12 protein-coding genes are annotated in these 13,099 nt (G+C 55.4%); 4 read left to right on the forward strand and 8 right to left on the reverse strand.

Features of this window, described 5'->3' with window-relative positions:
* Positions 1–2: 2 nt before the first annotated feature.
* Positions 3–1,355, reverse strand: a complete 1,353-nt coding sequence (locus tag GGR27_RS16810) for a DUF4350 domain-containing protein (RefSeq protein ID WP_168039474.1) — start codon at positions 1,353–1,355, stop codon at positions 3–5.
* Complete coding sequence (locus tag GGR27_RS16815) at positions 1,348–2,097, reverse strand: hypothetical protein (protein WP_168039476.1); 750 nt, start codon at positions 2,095–2,097, stop codon at positions 1,348–1,350. The genes GGR27_RS16810 and GGR27_RS16815 overlap by 8 nt, the downstream gene beginning before the upstream one ends.
* A gap of 290 nt (positions 2,098–2,387) precedes the next feature.
* On the opposite strand from GGR27_RS16815, the gene GGR27_RS16820 reads away from it, so the two are divergent.
* Positions 2,388–2,717, forward strand: coding sequence for a DUF2853 family protein (locus GGR27_RS16820; RefSeq protein WP_168039478.1), 330 nt, complete (start codon positions 2,388–2,390; stop codon positions 2,715–2,717).
* Between the two features lie 107 nt (positions 2,718–2,824).
* Complete coding sequence (locus tag GGR27_RS16825) at positions 2,825–3,973, forward strand: hypothetical protein (RefSeq protein WP_168039480.1); 1,149 nt, start codon at positions 2,825–2,827, stop codon at positions 3,971–3,973.
* A gap of 56 nt (positions 3,974–4,029) precedes the next feature.
* Here GGR27_RS16825 and GGR27_RS16830 read toward each other — a convergent pair whose 3' ends face one another.
* The 4 genes from GGR27_RS16830 to trkA all read right to left on the reverse strand — a co-directional run bounded on the left by GGR27_RS16830 (position 4,030) and on the right by trkA (position 9,025).
* Positions 4,030–4,665 carry an SDR family NAD(P)-dependent oxidoreductase gene (locus GGR27_RS16830; RefSeq protein ID WP_168039482.1) on the reverse strand — a complete coding sequence of 212 codons (636 nt, stop codon included), beginning with the start codon at positions 4,663–4,665 and terminating at the stop codon, positions 4,030–4,032.
* Complete coding sequence (locus tag GGR27_RS16835) at positions 4,662–5,936, reverse strand: M43 family zinc metalloprotease (protein ID WP_168039484.1); 1,275 nt, start codon at positions 5,934–5,936, stop codon at positions 4,662–4,664. Before GGR27_RS16835 ends, GGR27_RS16830 begins: the two co-directional genes overlap by 4 nt.
* 246 nt (positions 5,937–6,182) lie before the next feature.
* Positions 6,183–7,631 carry a TrkH family potassium uptake protein gene (locus GGR27_RS16840; protein WP_168039486.1) on the reverse strand — a complete coding sequence of 483 codons (1,449 nt, stop codon included), beginning with the start codon at positions 7,629–7,631 and terminating at the stop codon, positions 6,183–6,185.
* 53 nt (positions 7,632–7,684) lie between these two features.
* Positions 7,685–9,025 carry a Trk system potassium transporter TrkA gene (trkA, locus tag GGR27_RS16845; protein ID WP_168039488.1) on the reverse strand — a complete coding sequence of 447 codons (1,341 nt, stop codon included), beginning with the start codon at positions 9,023–9,025 and terminating at the stop codon, positions 7,685–7,687.
* A gap of 228 nt (positions 9,026–9,253) precedes the next feature.
* On the opposite strand from trkA, the gene GGR27_RS16850 reads away from it, so the two are divergent.
* Positions 9,254–10,513 (forward strand): HD domain-containing protein, encoded by a 1,260-nt coding sequence (locus tag GGR27_RS16850; protein ID WP_168039490.1) that lies wholly within the window; start codon positions 9,254–9,256, stop codon positions 10,511–10,513.
* 79 nt (positions 10,514–10,592) lie between these two features.
* The gene (gene fdhD, locus GGR27_RS16855) at positions 10,593–11,399 is read left to right on the forward strand and encodes a formate dehydrogenase accessory sulfurtransferase FdhD (RefSeq protein ID WP_245184728.1); all 807 of its coding nucleotides are present in this window, start codon (positions 10,593–10,595) and stop codon (positions 11,397–11,399) included.
* On the opposite strand, the gene GGR27_RS16860 is transcribed toward fdhD, so the two are convergent.
* Both GGR27_RS16860 and mqnC read right to left on the reverse strand, forming a co-directional pair.
* The gene (locus tag GGR27_RS16860) at positions 11,392–11,916 is read right to left on the reverse strand and encodes a protein kinase family protein (protein WP_168039494.1); all 525 of its coding nucleotides are present in this window, start codon (positions 11,914–11,916) and stop codon (positions 11,392–11,394) included. The genes fdhD and GGR27_RS16860 overlap by 8 nt on opposite strands.
* A 31-nt stretch (positions 11,917–11,947) precedes the next feature.
* Positions 11,948–13,090 carry a cyclic dehypoxanthinyl futalosine synthase gene (gene mqnC, locus GGR27_RS16865; RefSeq protein WP_168039496.1) on the reverse strand — a complete coding sequence of 381 codons (1,143 nt, stop codon included), beginning with the start codon at positions 13,088–13,090 and terminating at the stop codon, positions 11,948–11,950.
* Positions 13,091–13,099 lie beyond the last annotated feature (9 nt).

Raw genomic sequence — 13,099 nt, forward strand, 5'->3', positions numbered from 1 at the left:
GCTTACGGGGTGTTTGCTTTTGCTCCTAGTTTTTTCCGTCGTTGACTTGAGGTAGTGGCCTTGAGTTGAAAAAGGGGTTCGATGGCGCGGTGGAAACGGATGAGGGCCGTTTCGTCGATGCTGTTTTTTTCGTGAATGATCTTTATTTCGATGTCCGCCCGGCGAATCACCGCGGGGGAAGCGCCGGTCAGCTCGGCAAAGTTGGCGGGCAAGGGCTCCGAGGGCTGCCAGCGAATACCGTAGCCGTCCTGAAGGAAAAAGCGCAGGCTGCGCAGTTCCTGCCGGGCGAGGGCGGCGTGGTTTCCCTTCTGGTAAACGAGCCGGCTCAGGGTATCGATAAACCGCTTACTCGAATTTTCTCGCTGGTTGATGATGGGAATGATGCGCTGGCGGCGTTTCCCCCGGAAAAATACGTAGAGCAGAACGGCTACCACAATCAGGTACCAAGCCAGGGCGAGCGCGGGCTGGTTCTGCACGTAGCTGAGGGTTTCGTTGCCGCTCAGCAGGTTCCGCCCCCGAAAGTTTCGCGGTTGGTTTGCCTGGTTCTTGGCCTGCCGTCGCTGGCGAGCGATGGCGGGGGCGATCCGGGAGGCCTCGTCCCAGTAAATCGGCCCCTCGTCGAGTGCTACGGCCAGGGCGGCTTCCGCGTACCGGTGGGAAGTGGAGTCGACCAGGTAGTAGTTGGTGAAAAACTTCGGTTGGGTGTTGAAGTAGAAGTAGCCCGCCCCCCAGTTGAGGCGGACGTAGGCAATGTGGTTCGTATCCAAGGTGCCGATGGATTCGTTGTCGATTTCGGGGTCGCACAGCAGGTGTTCTTCTACGTAGTTGAAACTGGTCTTGCGTGGCTTATGCTTGTAGATGTTAACCATCTCGAACGTGTCCGTAACGCCGGTGAGGGTAAGGCTTACGGTATCCCGGTAGCGGGGTCTGCCTTTTTCGTCGTCCAGGTATTTGGAAGAGTAATTGATGCCGTAGTCGTATTCGTAATAACAATCCGACCCGTAGAGCATCTCGGCGAGTTCGTTCGGTAGCTCGTCGGCGGCGATGAAGGCGTTGTTGCCGCGTTCCACGAAGTCGAGGAGGTGGGTGATGTCCCGCTCGTTGTAGTAGGCGTAGTTGCCGACAAATACGTAGCTGCCTTTTTCCGCTTCCGTCAGCGCGGGCAGGCTATCCTGGAGCATGGTCATCTCTCCCGGCCGCGCGTCCAGAAGTTCGTGCAGCACGTACAGGTCGAAAGGATTTTCGTCGTCGTATGCGTAATTCTCGTTCCAATCCAGCCCACAACCGGAAACGGTGAGCATGAGCAGTGCGAGCAATGCCAAAAACCTCCGTCCGCTGGTCGCTGGTTTACGCATTGATTGAGGGAGCTTGTTTGGTTGATTCGACCCGGCCGGTCAGGGTAGAGAACTTGCGTTTTACGAGCCGGTAGCTGAGGGCGTCAATGACGTATTTACCGTACCAAAAACGCTCGTAGTCGACGGTTACCCCCCGGAAATCGCCCAGTAGCGCGGACTGGCTCAGCTGCGCTTGGTAGTCGCGGTTGCTGTAGTCGCGCCGGTACTTGATGAGGCCCCGGTCCCGTAAATCTTTGAGTAACTGAATGTAGAGCAGCCGTACGGCAATATCGAATTGCCCAGCCTTCTCGGCCCGCTCCTGCAAACTAAGCGACACGCCACTGGCCACCAGTGCCTCTTCCTCAATCTCTTCGATTTTGATCTCGTCCCGTCCGTCTCCGTCGCTTCTGGTGCGTTTGCGGAGTTCTACGTCCCCCAACATACGGTAAACAAGCCCACCCAGTAACAGAAGCATGACCCCGATGATGGCGTAAGCGGCGGCGGGCGGTAGGTCAAAAGCTTCGAAAGTCCAGGGCTCGAACGCTAAAGATTCCTCTTCTTCCTCCTCCGCTGGTTTTGGAAATTGGATTTCTTCCCGCAGTTCCCGGTGACGGTCCGGGGGGAAGACGCTTTTGCGAGCTGTCTCTTGGCCAGCTCCGACGAAGCTGGTGAGGAAAAGTAGGGTCATCAAACCACCGGTGCGCACGAACGACTGGTAGCGTAGCTGGTAACGGCGAAGAAATTGTTGTGGAGCGTTCGTCATTCGGTCGGGCGTGGAGCTAAGGTACGAACGATCGTGGGGTACCGATGGACCCGGAGGGTGAAGTTGGCGCTTTGCTTACCGGAGGTGAAGACAAATCCGAACACGAAAATTAGTCATCTGCCGCTACGATCTTGACAAACAAACGAGGGCCGCCCTGCCTTTTAAAAACAAATATTCTATTCTTTATATTTAAGTCCGCAGAATTATTGTTATCCTACGGCCCAATAGATGACTAACAACCGGTTGGCCGGCCACTTGCCGCCACCAGCCACCAAAACCACCCAATAGTTATGAGCAAGTTCGACGAAAAAATGATCGCCTACGAAGCCGCCCTCGATAAGGTAGACATCAAGAACGACAAGGAGCTACTCCGAAAAGTAGCCAAAGGCCTCGGCCCGTCCATCTACAACAACGACAGCAACAAAGTAGCTTGCTCGGACAAAGCGGAAGTGCAGCGCGTCGTTGACAACCTCGTCGTCAAGAAGCTCGGTCTCGACAAGGACAAGGGAATGGAAGCCGTGCAGGCCGTCTGTAAAAAGTACGTAGAGCGGGCAAAGCACCGGGCGGTATTCTATTACCTCGTGGTCAAAGAATTGGGCGCGGAAGATCACTATGCGTAGGTTCTCTTGACTGATCGTTAACCAGGCTAATCGTTATTAAAGAAAGAACCCGTCCCTGCGAAAGTAGGGGCGGGTTCTTCCGTACAGTAAATTGCTAATTTTACGGCATGAATAGTACCAGTAAGGAGCGGTTAACCACGTTCATGCTAACGTTCACTAACGTCATCTTCTTTGTAAAGTACGGTAGCCGTGTCCTGGATGGTGGGTATTTATACCTGGCTGGTATTGCCTACGCACTGGTTTACGTGTCGTTATTGACTAACCCTCGGCTCGGCAAACTAACCTCGAGGTTCAGCAGCACGCTATTTTACTCGTCTGTTGTTGCGTTGGTTAGTACGATTGTGTTCGCTCAGCTGTTTGTTGATCCGTTGACGTTGAACGTCGACCGGTGGAGCGTCATTTCTAGTTTCCTTGAAAAAGGACTAAATAATCAATATCCGTACGGTGCCATATCACATTTGGGGAATCCACCAGGACCTATGCCAGTGTACTTTATACTGGCTTTCCCCTTTTACATCGTCGGTGGTCTATGTGTTTTGTCCGGCCTCGGGTACTTAGCTACTTTGAGTTTCTTGAGGCGGTTTGACCACGAAAATTCGGGTAAGTACTACTTATCATTATTGCTGTCCCCCTGCGTGTACTGGGAAATAGCGACCCGGAGTAACGTAATGACGTATTCCGTACTTGTCCTGATGGGCCTCACGTTCTTTAATCTACTGGATAAGACTCACTGGAGTAGAAAATTAGCGCTGAGTGCGGTATCCGTCGGGCTTCTTTTAGCCACGCGCTCCGTATTCATAATCGCATACATGATCTATTCGGTAGCAAACTTTCAACCGCGAAAAGCCATACTGCACGTTAAGTACTGGGGGCTGGCGGTTTGTGCCTTCGCATCCGCTTTTCTACCGTTGATCTTAATTTGGCCCGACGAATTTTGGACAATCAATCCATTCATCGTCCAGTCCGAATATCTGATGCCTCGCTGGATCATTTTATCGTACTTACTATTCATCGGTACCGTCGTGCTTTTTGCTAAGTTCAAAGACAGCCCATTCTACAGTGGCCTCTTTCTGTTCTTGCTGATTGGCATTTACTCCACCTATTTAATTTTTACCGTGGGCTTTCAGACGGCCTTCTTTGACAGTAAAATTGACATTTCTTACTTTATCTTTTCCGTACCCTTCCTGTACTTGTCGCTGGCAAATAGCGTCAAAAATAAAATTTCTGCGAGTGAGAATACGGTAACACCAGCTTGAACTTATCCGGTCATAGTTAACTACCTAACCACCCCCGGCCTGACGTCTAGCTCACCCTACGGCAACGTCACCCGCCCCTCAATACGCTCCGCTACCACCCGAAAAACTTCCCCCGCCACCGTTTCCGGCAGCAGAATGTTACCCGGCGGCGCTTCCCCCACCCAGCTACTCGTCAGGGTAGCGCCCGGCGCTACTAAAGTACACGGCACCCGCGTCCGCGCCAACTCTGCCCGCCAGCCCAGGAACAAGCCCCGGAGTGCATATTTAGTGGCAACGTAGGCGGTCATGTGGTCCTTCCAGTTGTCCGTCCCCGTCGAGCCGATTACGACCAAGTGGCCGGCGTCGCGAGCGATCAGATTAGGTAAAAGGCGGCGGGCCAGGCGGTGATTTCCGAGCACGTTAAGGGGGTAAAGACGGGCAAAAATATCGTCTTCCGTACCGAGGAGCGGCCCCGGCGAATAGGCTGCCGCGTTGAGTAACACGACGTCGTAGTCCGCTACCGGAACCAAGGCCACGCCGGCTTCCGTACTCAGGTCGGCGACGATCGTATCGGCACCGATCACGGCGGCTAGTTCCGCCAGGTCATCCGTGGACCGGGCCACGGCCGTTACCCGCCAACCGTGGTCGGCGAACAGTTCCGCGCACGAGCGGCCGATGCCCCTGGTGGCCCCGGTGATGAGAATGTGCTTCATGTTGTTTCGTTGAGAACGGTGGCGCGCGGGTCCGCCACGACTTCGCCACGCAGTGTTTTGTTAAGTACGCCAACCTCCACGCCGCCCCAGTTATCCCCGCAGTCATTGTGCAGAATTGCGTCGGGACCAAGGACGAGCCTTGCCCCCGGCTCCACCAGAATTTTGGCACCCAGCGGCAGGTGAAACCGGTTGTTGACCGTCAGCGTAAAGCCCGCCCTGACGAGCACGTCAGAATTAAAGTCCCGCGCACCGTCGAAGGTCACGTTTTCATCGATGACGACGCGCTTTTCCGGGCGGTACTCACACCAGTCCCGGCGGACCCAGCGGCGCTGCTTGCTGGTGGGGTCGGCCATGCGGGCCTGCATCCGGCCGATCTGGCAGGGGGTGAGGGCTTCCTGGTTGGGGCTGTAATCCATGAGGTTGTTGCTACTTACGCCGGGGCCTCTTTTCTTGAGTTTCCAGCTCAGGTTGGCGTGGGCGGGCGTGTCGTCACAGCCATCGCTTTTTCCCCAGGCGTGCCACAGACCCAGCGCGTGGCCGACTTCGTGGGTGAAAACCTTACGGAGTTCCCAGGCGGGCGATTTACCCGAAAGCGGATCGGTAAGCTTGACCGCGTCGCCCAGGAAGATACCGCTGCCCGGGCTCGGTGGGCCGACCGGTTGCGGGCCGGCCCAGGGCGGCCCCATGAGGAAAATGTTGAGCTCCCGCTCGGTTCGGACGGCGTACTTCTTGACTACCGCCATGTCGCCCCGGTTGCGGCCTGGGTTGTCGTGGCGGTAGTCGTAAAGCTCGTCGTCGTAGTGCTCGTAAATGGCCGGCCGGCCCGTAGCCGGGTCGGTCGCTAGCTTAAATTGAATGCGCGTGGGCAGGGCCGGCACGTCCATCGAGTCGGGTTGCAGCCAACTGCGGGGGTTGTTATTAAATTTTTTGTTGCTGAAACTCAGTAGGTAGGTGATGTATTCGGTGGCCTTGGCCCCGTAAAAATCGTAGACCGTGTCGGCACTGTTCATCACGTGGAAATTCAGCAGCACGTTGCGGACGGGTAGGTAATCCGCGTGGGTCGTATCCGGCAGGTAGGCGGTGTTATCGTAATTGCGTTGCCGTGGGAATTCAAAGTTGAGCGGTCGTTGAATGCTGTCGAATCGGTGGCGCACGTACTCGAAGTCCCCCGCCGCTACCCGCTTGCTCATGACTTGCGGGGTGGCCAGCGGGCTACGGCAGGCGAAGATCAGCAGGGGGAACAGGAGTAAGGGGAAATAAACAGATCTCATCGGTGTTGCTTGGGGCGCGGTCGCCGGTGCTGGGTGAATCGGGAAGGAGCGTAACGAATTAGGCCGTAAGAACGCACTACTTTTTAATCTTCCATAAAAACGCTGCCGACGGAAGAAAGTAGGGACACAAAGGACACATAAAAAGATAAAAGCACCTGAATATAGGGGGAAATCCACTTCTCCAAATCTCCAATTGCGTGGTTTCATTTGTGCCTCGTGTATTAAAGGATCCATCCCCCCCCAAGCTTAGTTCAACCGCCAAAAGAACGGCGTAAACAACACCAGCACCGTGTAGATCTCCAGCCGCCCGATAATCATAATGCCGGAAAGAAACAGCTTAATGTGGCCGGGCAGCCAGGCGAAGTTGTCCACCGGACCAACTTTACCGATCCCCGGGCCGACGTTCCCCAAACTAGTGGCCATCGCACCCAGGGCCGTCCTAAAGTCGAGCCCCATTGCGGCTAACAGAACGGACCCAACGACGAAGATCAGTAAGTACAGTAGCAAAAAGTTAAATACGTGGTTGATCACTCGGCCCTGCACGATCTCTCCATTCAGCCGCAAAGGCACGATTGCCGCAGGGTGCACGATACGCTTGAATTCCAGGTAGGAATTTTTTAGAAACACCAAATGCCGGATGATCTTGATACCTCCCGACGTCGAACCCGCGCACGCGCCCAAAAATAACAACACGAAACAGATAATCGTCAAACTAGTCGACCAACTCGTATAGTCCGCCGAGACGAAGCCTGTCGTCGTAATTAAGCTCACGATTTGAAAAAAGCTATCCCGGAATGACTGCTCCAGGTCGGTCGCTCCGGTTGCGTAGTAGACCCGGACGGTAAAGAGTACGACCAGTAATAACACGACGAGCGAATAGGCCTTTAATTCTTCGCTCTTCCAGACATCCGAAAACCGCCCCTTGAACGACAGGTAGAGCACCGTATAATTCACCCCGGCCAGGAACATGAACAGGATCAACGCGTACTGAATCACCGGGCTAAAATCCCCCGCGCTCGCGTTGCGCGTGCTGAATCCCCCCGTCGCCATCGTCGTCAGCGCGTGATTTACCGCCTCGAATTTATTCATGCCGAGCGCCCAGAGCACGAAGAAAAGCACGGCCGTCAGCCCGACGTAGATGAACCACAGTCGTTTGGCCGTCTCGCTAATTCGGGGGTGGAGTTTGTCGGAAGTCGGCCCCGGTGCCTCGGCCGCAAACAACTCGATGCCGCCAATGCCGAGCAACGGAAAGATCGCCACCGTCAGCACGATAATGCCCATCCCCCCGATCCACTGGGTCAAACTCCGCCAGTAAAGGATGCCTTTCGGCTGTATCTCGATGTCCGTCAGCACCGAAGCGCCCGTTGTCGTCATTCCCGAGACCGTCTCGAAAATTGCCTCCGGAAAAGTAGGGATCACGCCGCTGAACAGGTACGGTAACATCCCCGAAGCCACCATGCTGACCCAGCTGAGTACCACGATCATGTATCCCTCCCGCTTTCGAATGGGAATGCCCTGGGGGTTCTTGATCAGAAAACAAATGCCGCCGGAAAGTAAGCTGAGCGCTCCGGCCAGTAGGAGGGGCATGGGGTCTTCCCCATAATAAACACTAAACGGGACGCCGGTCCACATCATCACGCCGACGACGGCCAGAAGAATGGCGATTACGCGGGCTACGGGGCGAAAGTTGATCATCGGGGCGGGTCAGTCTGATTAGCGACGAAAAGAGCGTAGCTACCTCCGGCGGGTTAGCGGAACAACTCTTCCAGCCGTTTGATCGCCGAAGGTAAAGCAAAGACGATTACCCGGTCGCCGATTTCCATCTGCGTATCTCCATTGGGAATCAAGGTTTGCTCGCCCCTAATCACACCACCGACCAGGGCCGTCTCGGGAAAATGTAACTTACTCAGGGGCTTTTTCGTGAGTTGATTCGACTTAGTCAGCACGTACTCGATCACCTGCGCGTCCACTCCCTGCAAACTGGTAATGGCCTCGATGTTGCCCTTGCGGATGTGGTGAAAAATACTGTTGGCCGCCAGTAACTTTTTGTTGATGAGCGTATCCACGCCGATGTTCTGGCTGATGTGCGTGTACTCTTTGTTCTCTACCTGGGCGATTGTCTTATACACGCCGTGGTTGCGGGCCGTGAGGCAGGAAATGATGTTCGTCTCGGAGTTGCCGGTCAGGGCGATGAAAGCATCCATCCGGTCGAGGCCTTCCTCCTGGAGAAGGTCGATATTGGTATAATCTCCCTTAATTACCAGGACGTTGGTCAGCTGCTCGTTGATGTACTGGCAGCGGCGCCTGCTTTTCTCGACGATCGTAACACTGTAATCGTCCTGTAGAATCCGGGCGGTAGATATGCCTAGTTCGGTACCGCCGAGGATGAGAATACTCCGGACGGTTTTCCGCTTCTTACCGACGAAGTCTTCCACCAGCTGCTTCTTTTCCGGCTTGGTGATGAAGTAGATGTGGTCGCCCCGGCGCAGGGTAGTAAAGCCTTTGGGGATGATGGTGGTGTTGCCCCGCAGGACGGCAATGGGGCGTAGGTCGACCTTCGCCCGTAAGCTCTTGATGTCGCTCAGGCGAACGCCGACGAGTGGAGAGTCATCGTCGAGCGTCGTCCCCAATAGGACGAGCTTACCATTTTCGAATTCAAAAATATCCGTGAAGGAGCACTGCTTGATGAGGCGTAAGATCTCCTGCGACGCCAATTGCCGGGGGCTGATGATCTGGTCAATACCGAGGGAACAGATGGTGGACTCGTTGGCCGCCGTGGTATATTCCTCATTATCGACGCGGGCCACGACGTGGCGGCACCCCAGCTTTTTGGCCAGGATGGCCGACATCATGTTCGTCTTTTCCGAAGTTGTGACGGCCAGGAGCAGGTCGGCGGATTGGACGCGGGCGTTGGAGAGGGTCTGGATGCTCGTCGCGTCGCCCCGCACGGTCAGCACGTCGAGGTGGCTGCCGGCGTAGTCGAGCACTTCCTCATCGTTATCGATGAGGATGATGTCCTGGTTCTCGGTAGCCATCAGTTTGGCCAGGTGAAAACCAACGTCTCCGGCTCCGGCAATGACAATCTTCATGGGTAATTAGGTTGAGTGACGCGCGGGCAAAGGTCGCTAAAATTAACCTGCGCGGGCAACTAGGAGCCAGCCAGGCGGAAAAGCACTTGGCTGGGGCGCGGCCGGGTTGTTATGTTCGCCGGCGGGCAAACATCCGTTCGTTGCAAACGTCTATCTAGTGGAGTAGTTGACCCCTGCGTAGTTTCGTGCCGGTCAACCGTTTACCGCTTACTGACGCCCCCGGCTACGATGGAAAAAACCCACAAAATTTTGAACGACCCCGTCTACGGGTTCGTAAGTATTCCGTACGGCATCCTCTTCGACCTCGTGGAGCATCCTTACTTTCAACGTCTGCGCAGCATCAAGCAGGTAAGCCTGACGCACTACGTCTACCCCGGCGCGCTCCACACGCGTTTTCACCACGCGCTCGGCGCCCTCCACTTGATGACGCAGGCGATCGATAGCTTGAAGCGCAAGGGCATCAAGATCAACAAACGCGAAGCCGAAGCCGCCAAGATCGCCATCCTGTTGCACGACATCGGCCACGGCCCCTTTTCCCATACGCTGGAAAACACCCTCATCAAAGCTCACCACGAAGACCTGTCGCTACTGTTCATGGAGCGGCTCAACGAGGAATTTCACGGCAAACTGACGCTGGCGATCAAGATATTCAAAGGCAAATACAAGAAGCACTTCCTCCACCAACTCATTACCGGCCAGCTCGACATGGACCGGATGGACTACCTCAACCGCGACAGTTTCTTCACCGGTGTGGCCGAGGGTGTCATCGGGTACGACCGGATCATCAAGATGCTCAACGTGGCCGACGGCCGGCTGGTCGTGGAAGAGAAAGGCGTCTATTCCGTCGAGCGTTTCCTGACGAGCCGGCGGATTATGTACTGGCAGGTGTACTTGCACAAAACGGTCGTCTCCGCCGAGCAAATGTTGAAGCTGGTACTGAAACGAGCGCGGGAGCTCTACGATCAAGGCATCGAAGTCTGGTCGCCGCCAACGCTGGCGTACTTTCTGAGCAACAAGATTTCCGGCAAGGACTTCCGGGAGCGCCGCAACGAACTCCTCGACAGCTTCGCGGCGCTCGACGATACCGATATTTCCGCGGCCGTCAAGGCGTGGCAGCAACACACCGATCCGCTGCTGGCTTACCTGAGTTACGGTTTGATCAACCGTCGCTTGTTCCGGCTCGAGTTCTCTGACGCGCCTTTTTCCGACGAGTATCAGCACCTTATTCGCGAAACGCTTCGGAATCACCCTGACCTACCTCCCGGGGCGGAAGACTTCCTGATCGTAGGGGCGGAATCGAATAGCGCTTATTCGACGCTGAAGGATGAGATTATGATCCTGCGTAAAAACGGGGAGGTGGTGCCAATGTCGAAGATTTCAACTTTTGGTCTGGCCCCAAGGACGTTCACAAAATACTTTCTCAGCTACCCCAAGGAAATTAGCGAGTTGGTAGATAAGGGCACCCCGACTAAGTGCGGGACTAACTAACGTGTCGCGGACGCGGGTGCAATGGAAGGTGGTGAAGAGCAGTAATATGAATGAGCACGGCGGTAATCAGGTAAGCATTTTGAAATTCCGAAACGGTAAGTTCACCCAACAGCCCGACGAACTCGCCCCCGAAACCCCGCTCCAAATCCAACTACTCGGCACCAGCGACCACGCCCCAAAATCCGTCGCCATCACCATGCGCACCCCCGGTCGCGACGCCGACCTTGCTCTCGGCTTCCTATTCTCCGAAGGCATCCTACAGCACGCCGACCAAGTCCTGTCCGTCGAGCACCGCGACGCCGATACCGAAAGTGGCCAGAACACCCTCATCATCAAAACCGCCCCCGGCACTAGCGTCGATTGGGCACGTCTGGAACGCCACGGCTATACGTCAAGCAGTTGCGGCGTGTGCGGGAAGACCTCCCTGGAGCAAGTCCACGCCGCACTCCCATTCCCCGAACCGCTTGCACGTTGGAAAACATCTCCCGAGGTAATTATTGACGGCCCGGAGAAACTCCGCACCGCTCAGCAGAACTTCGCCCGCACCGGAGGAATTCACGGCGTCGGGCTACTCAATCTCGCGGGAGAATTAGTCCACCACGCCGAAGACGTAGGTCGCCACAACGCCATGGACAAAGTGATTGGCCATGCTTTCCGTGAGGGCTGGTTACCGCTCAACGAGCACTTGATCGTCCTGAGCGGCCGCGCTAGCTTTGAGTTGATTCAGAAAGCGGCAATGGCGGGCGTTCAGTTCGTGTTGTCCGTTGGTGCACCTTCGACCTTAGCCGTTTCGTTGGCGGAGGACCAGGGAATGACGCTTTGTGGTTTTGTGCGGGGTGGGGGCTTTAATTGTTATTGTGGGGTGGGGCGTGTTGAGATTACCTAGCGAGAAAATCTTTTTTGAAAATCTCAAATTCTTCCCATTCTCTTTCGATGAAGCGTTTGAACATGCGCTCACTTACATCCGATTTTAGGACGCTTATTCCGACGTCAATGAGCCGTAACCCCGTTTGAGTAAGAATGATATTGTCATACTTCAACCCCGGCGTGCCACTGGGTCGACATAAGTCACGATGCACAAATCCCGAATCGTGCAGCGCTTTTAATTCATCCTCGAATACATCTAGCCAGAGCAAACGTATTTGATCTTCATAAGCACGAAATTCCATAGGGTAAAGCCGTTCCATAACCAGCATATCCTCATTGAGATCTTCGTTGATATCCAGCCGAATAAACCTGGCGCACAGATCATTGACTTGATTAGCAAACTTGAGCTTTGTCGCTTCGGACCCTATGTCAGATCTGGTGTCGTCACTAAAGAGTTTACCTACCTCGGTAGTAGAAAGCGCAATAACTACATTGTTCGCACCTGCGGAGAGCCTTCGTGGATATCTTTTAGCCATATCATACTATACGTATTGACGAACCGCATTGTTAATCCACCAACAAAGCCTCCCGGTCCAGCACCTGCTGCCGCATGTGCTCCGGTAACTCCCGGTATTCGTACTGCTGCGTGCGGAGTTGCGGGCGGAAGCCGGCTTCCTTAATCGCTTCCTGAATGCCATCGGCCGTAAAGCGCCAGCGGGCACCGGCGGCGGAAACAACGTTCTCCTCAATCATGATGGAGCCGAAGTCATTCGCACCGGAGTGCAGACAAATCTGCGCGACCTGCTTACCGACCGTCAGCCAACTCGCCTGGATGTTGGTGACGTTGGGGAGCATGATGCGGCTCAGGGCGATCATGCGGATGTACTCGTCGCCGGTCACGGTGTTGCGAGCGCGTTTGATCTTTTTGAGAATGGTGTCTTCGTCCTGGAAGGGCCAGGGGATGAAGGCGAGGAAACCCTTAGCGTGGTCCGGCTTTTCGGACTGTACCTGGCGCATCCGCACGAGGTGGTCCATCCGTTCCCAGTTGGTTTCGATGTGACCGAACATCATCGTGGCGGAGGTAGTGATGTCGAGTTGGTGGGCGGCGCGCATGACGTCGAGCCACTCTTCGCCACCGCATTTGCCCTTGGAGATCAGGCGGCGGACGCGGTCGCTGAGGATCTCGGCACCGGCGCCGGGTAGGCTGTCGAGGCCGGATTCCTTAAGGGCCTTGAGGACATCGTAGTGGCTCATGCCTTCCAGCTTGGCTACGTGGGCGATCTCGGGTGGGCCGAGGGCGTGAAGCTTGAGCCGGGGGTAGAGGGCTTTTAGTTCGGAGAAGAGTTTGGTATAGTACTCTAGTCCGAGGTCGGGGTGGTGACCGCCCTGGAGGAGAAGCTGCTCGCCGCCGAGGGCGAAGGTTTCTTCGATTTTGGGTTTATACTCTTCGATGGTCGTTACGTAAGCCTCCGCATCGCCGGGGCGGCGGTAGAAGTTACAGAATTTACAGTTCGCGATACAGACGTTGGTGGTGTTGGAGTTTCGGTCGATAATCCAGGTGACGTCGTTGGCCGGAACAGACTGGAAACGTAGCTGGTTGGCGACGTACATTAGGTCGGCGGTGTCGGCGTTTTCGAGTAGCCAGACACCTTCTTCGGCGGTGAGCCATTCACGGTGCAATCCTTTTTCGAGTAGTTCGGCGGTGTTCATATCACTAGA

The organism is Neolewinella antarctica (assembly GCF_011927835.1).
In the GTDB taxonomy this organism is placed as follows: domain Bacteria; phylum Bacteroidota; class Bacteroidia; order Chitinophagales; family Saprospiraceae; genus Neolewinella; species Neolewinella antarctica.

Excerpts from the sequence above, each read along its gene's own strand:
- GGR27_RS16810 (WP_168039474.1), bottom strand. The coding sequence starts at position 1,355 with ATGCGTAAACCAGCGACCAGCGGACGGAGGTTTTTGGCATTGCTCGCA.
- GGR27_RS16815 (WP_168039476.1), bottom strand. The coding sequence starts at position 2,097 with ATGACGAACGCTCCACAACAATTTCTTCGCCGTTACCAGCTACGCTAC.
- GGR27_RS16830 (WP_168039482.1), bottom strand. The coding sequence starts at position 4,665 with ATGAAGCACATTCTCATCACCGGGGCCACCAGGGGCATCGGCCGCTCG.
- GGR27_RS16860 (WP_168039494.1), bottom strand. The coding sequence starts at position 11,916 with ATGGCTAAAAGATATCCACGAAGGCTCTCCGCAGGTGCGAACAATGTA.
- GGR27_RS16825 (WP_168039480.1), top strand. The coding sequence starts at position 2,825 with ATGAATAGTACCAGTAAGGAGCGGTTAACCACGTTCATGCTAACGTTC.
- GGR27_RS16820 (WP_168039478.1), top strand. The coding sequence starts at position 2,388 with ATGAGCAAGTTCGACGAAAAAATGATCGCCTACGAAGCCGCCCTCGAT.
- GGR27_RS16850 (WP_168039490.1), top strand. The coding sequence starts at position 9,254 with ATGGAAAAAACCCACAAAATTTTGAACGACCCCGTCTACGGGTTCGTA.
- GGR27_RS16835 (WP_168039484.1), bottom strand. The coding sequence starts at position 5,936 with ATGAGATCTGTTTATTTCCCCTTACTCCTGTTCCCCCTGCTGATCTTC.
- trkA (WP_168039488.1), bottom strand. The coding sequence starts at position 9,025 with ATGAAGATTGTCATTGCCGGAGCCGGAGACGTTGGTTTTCACCTGGCC.
- mqnC (WP_168039496.1), bottom strand. The coding sequence starts at position 13,090 with ATGAACACCGCCGAACTACTCGAAAAAGGATTGCACCGTGAATGGCTC.
- GGR27_RS16840 (WP_168039486.1), bottom strand. The coding sequence starts at position 7,631 with ATGATCAACTTTCGCCCCGTAGCCCGCGTAATCGCCATTCTTCTGGCC.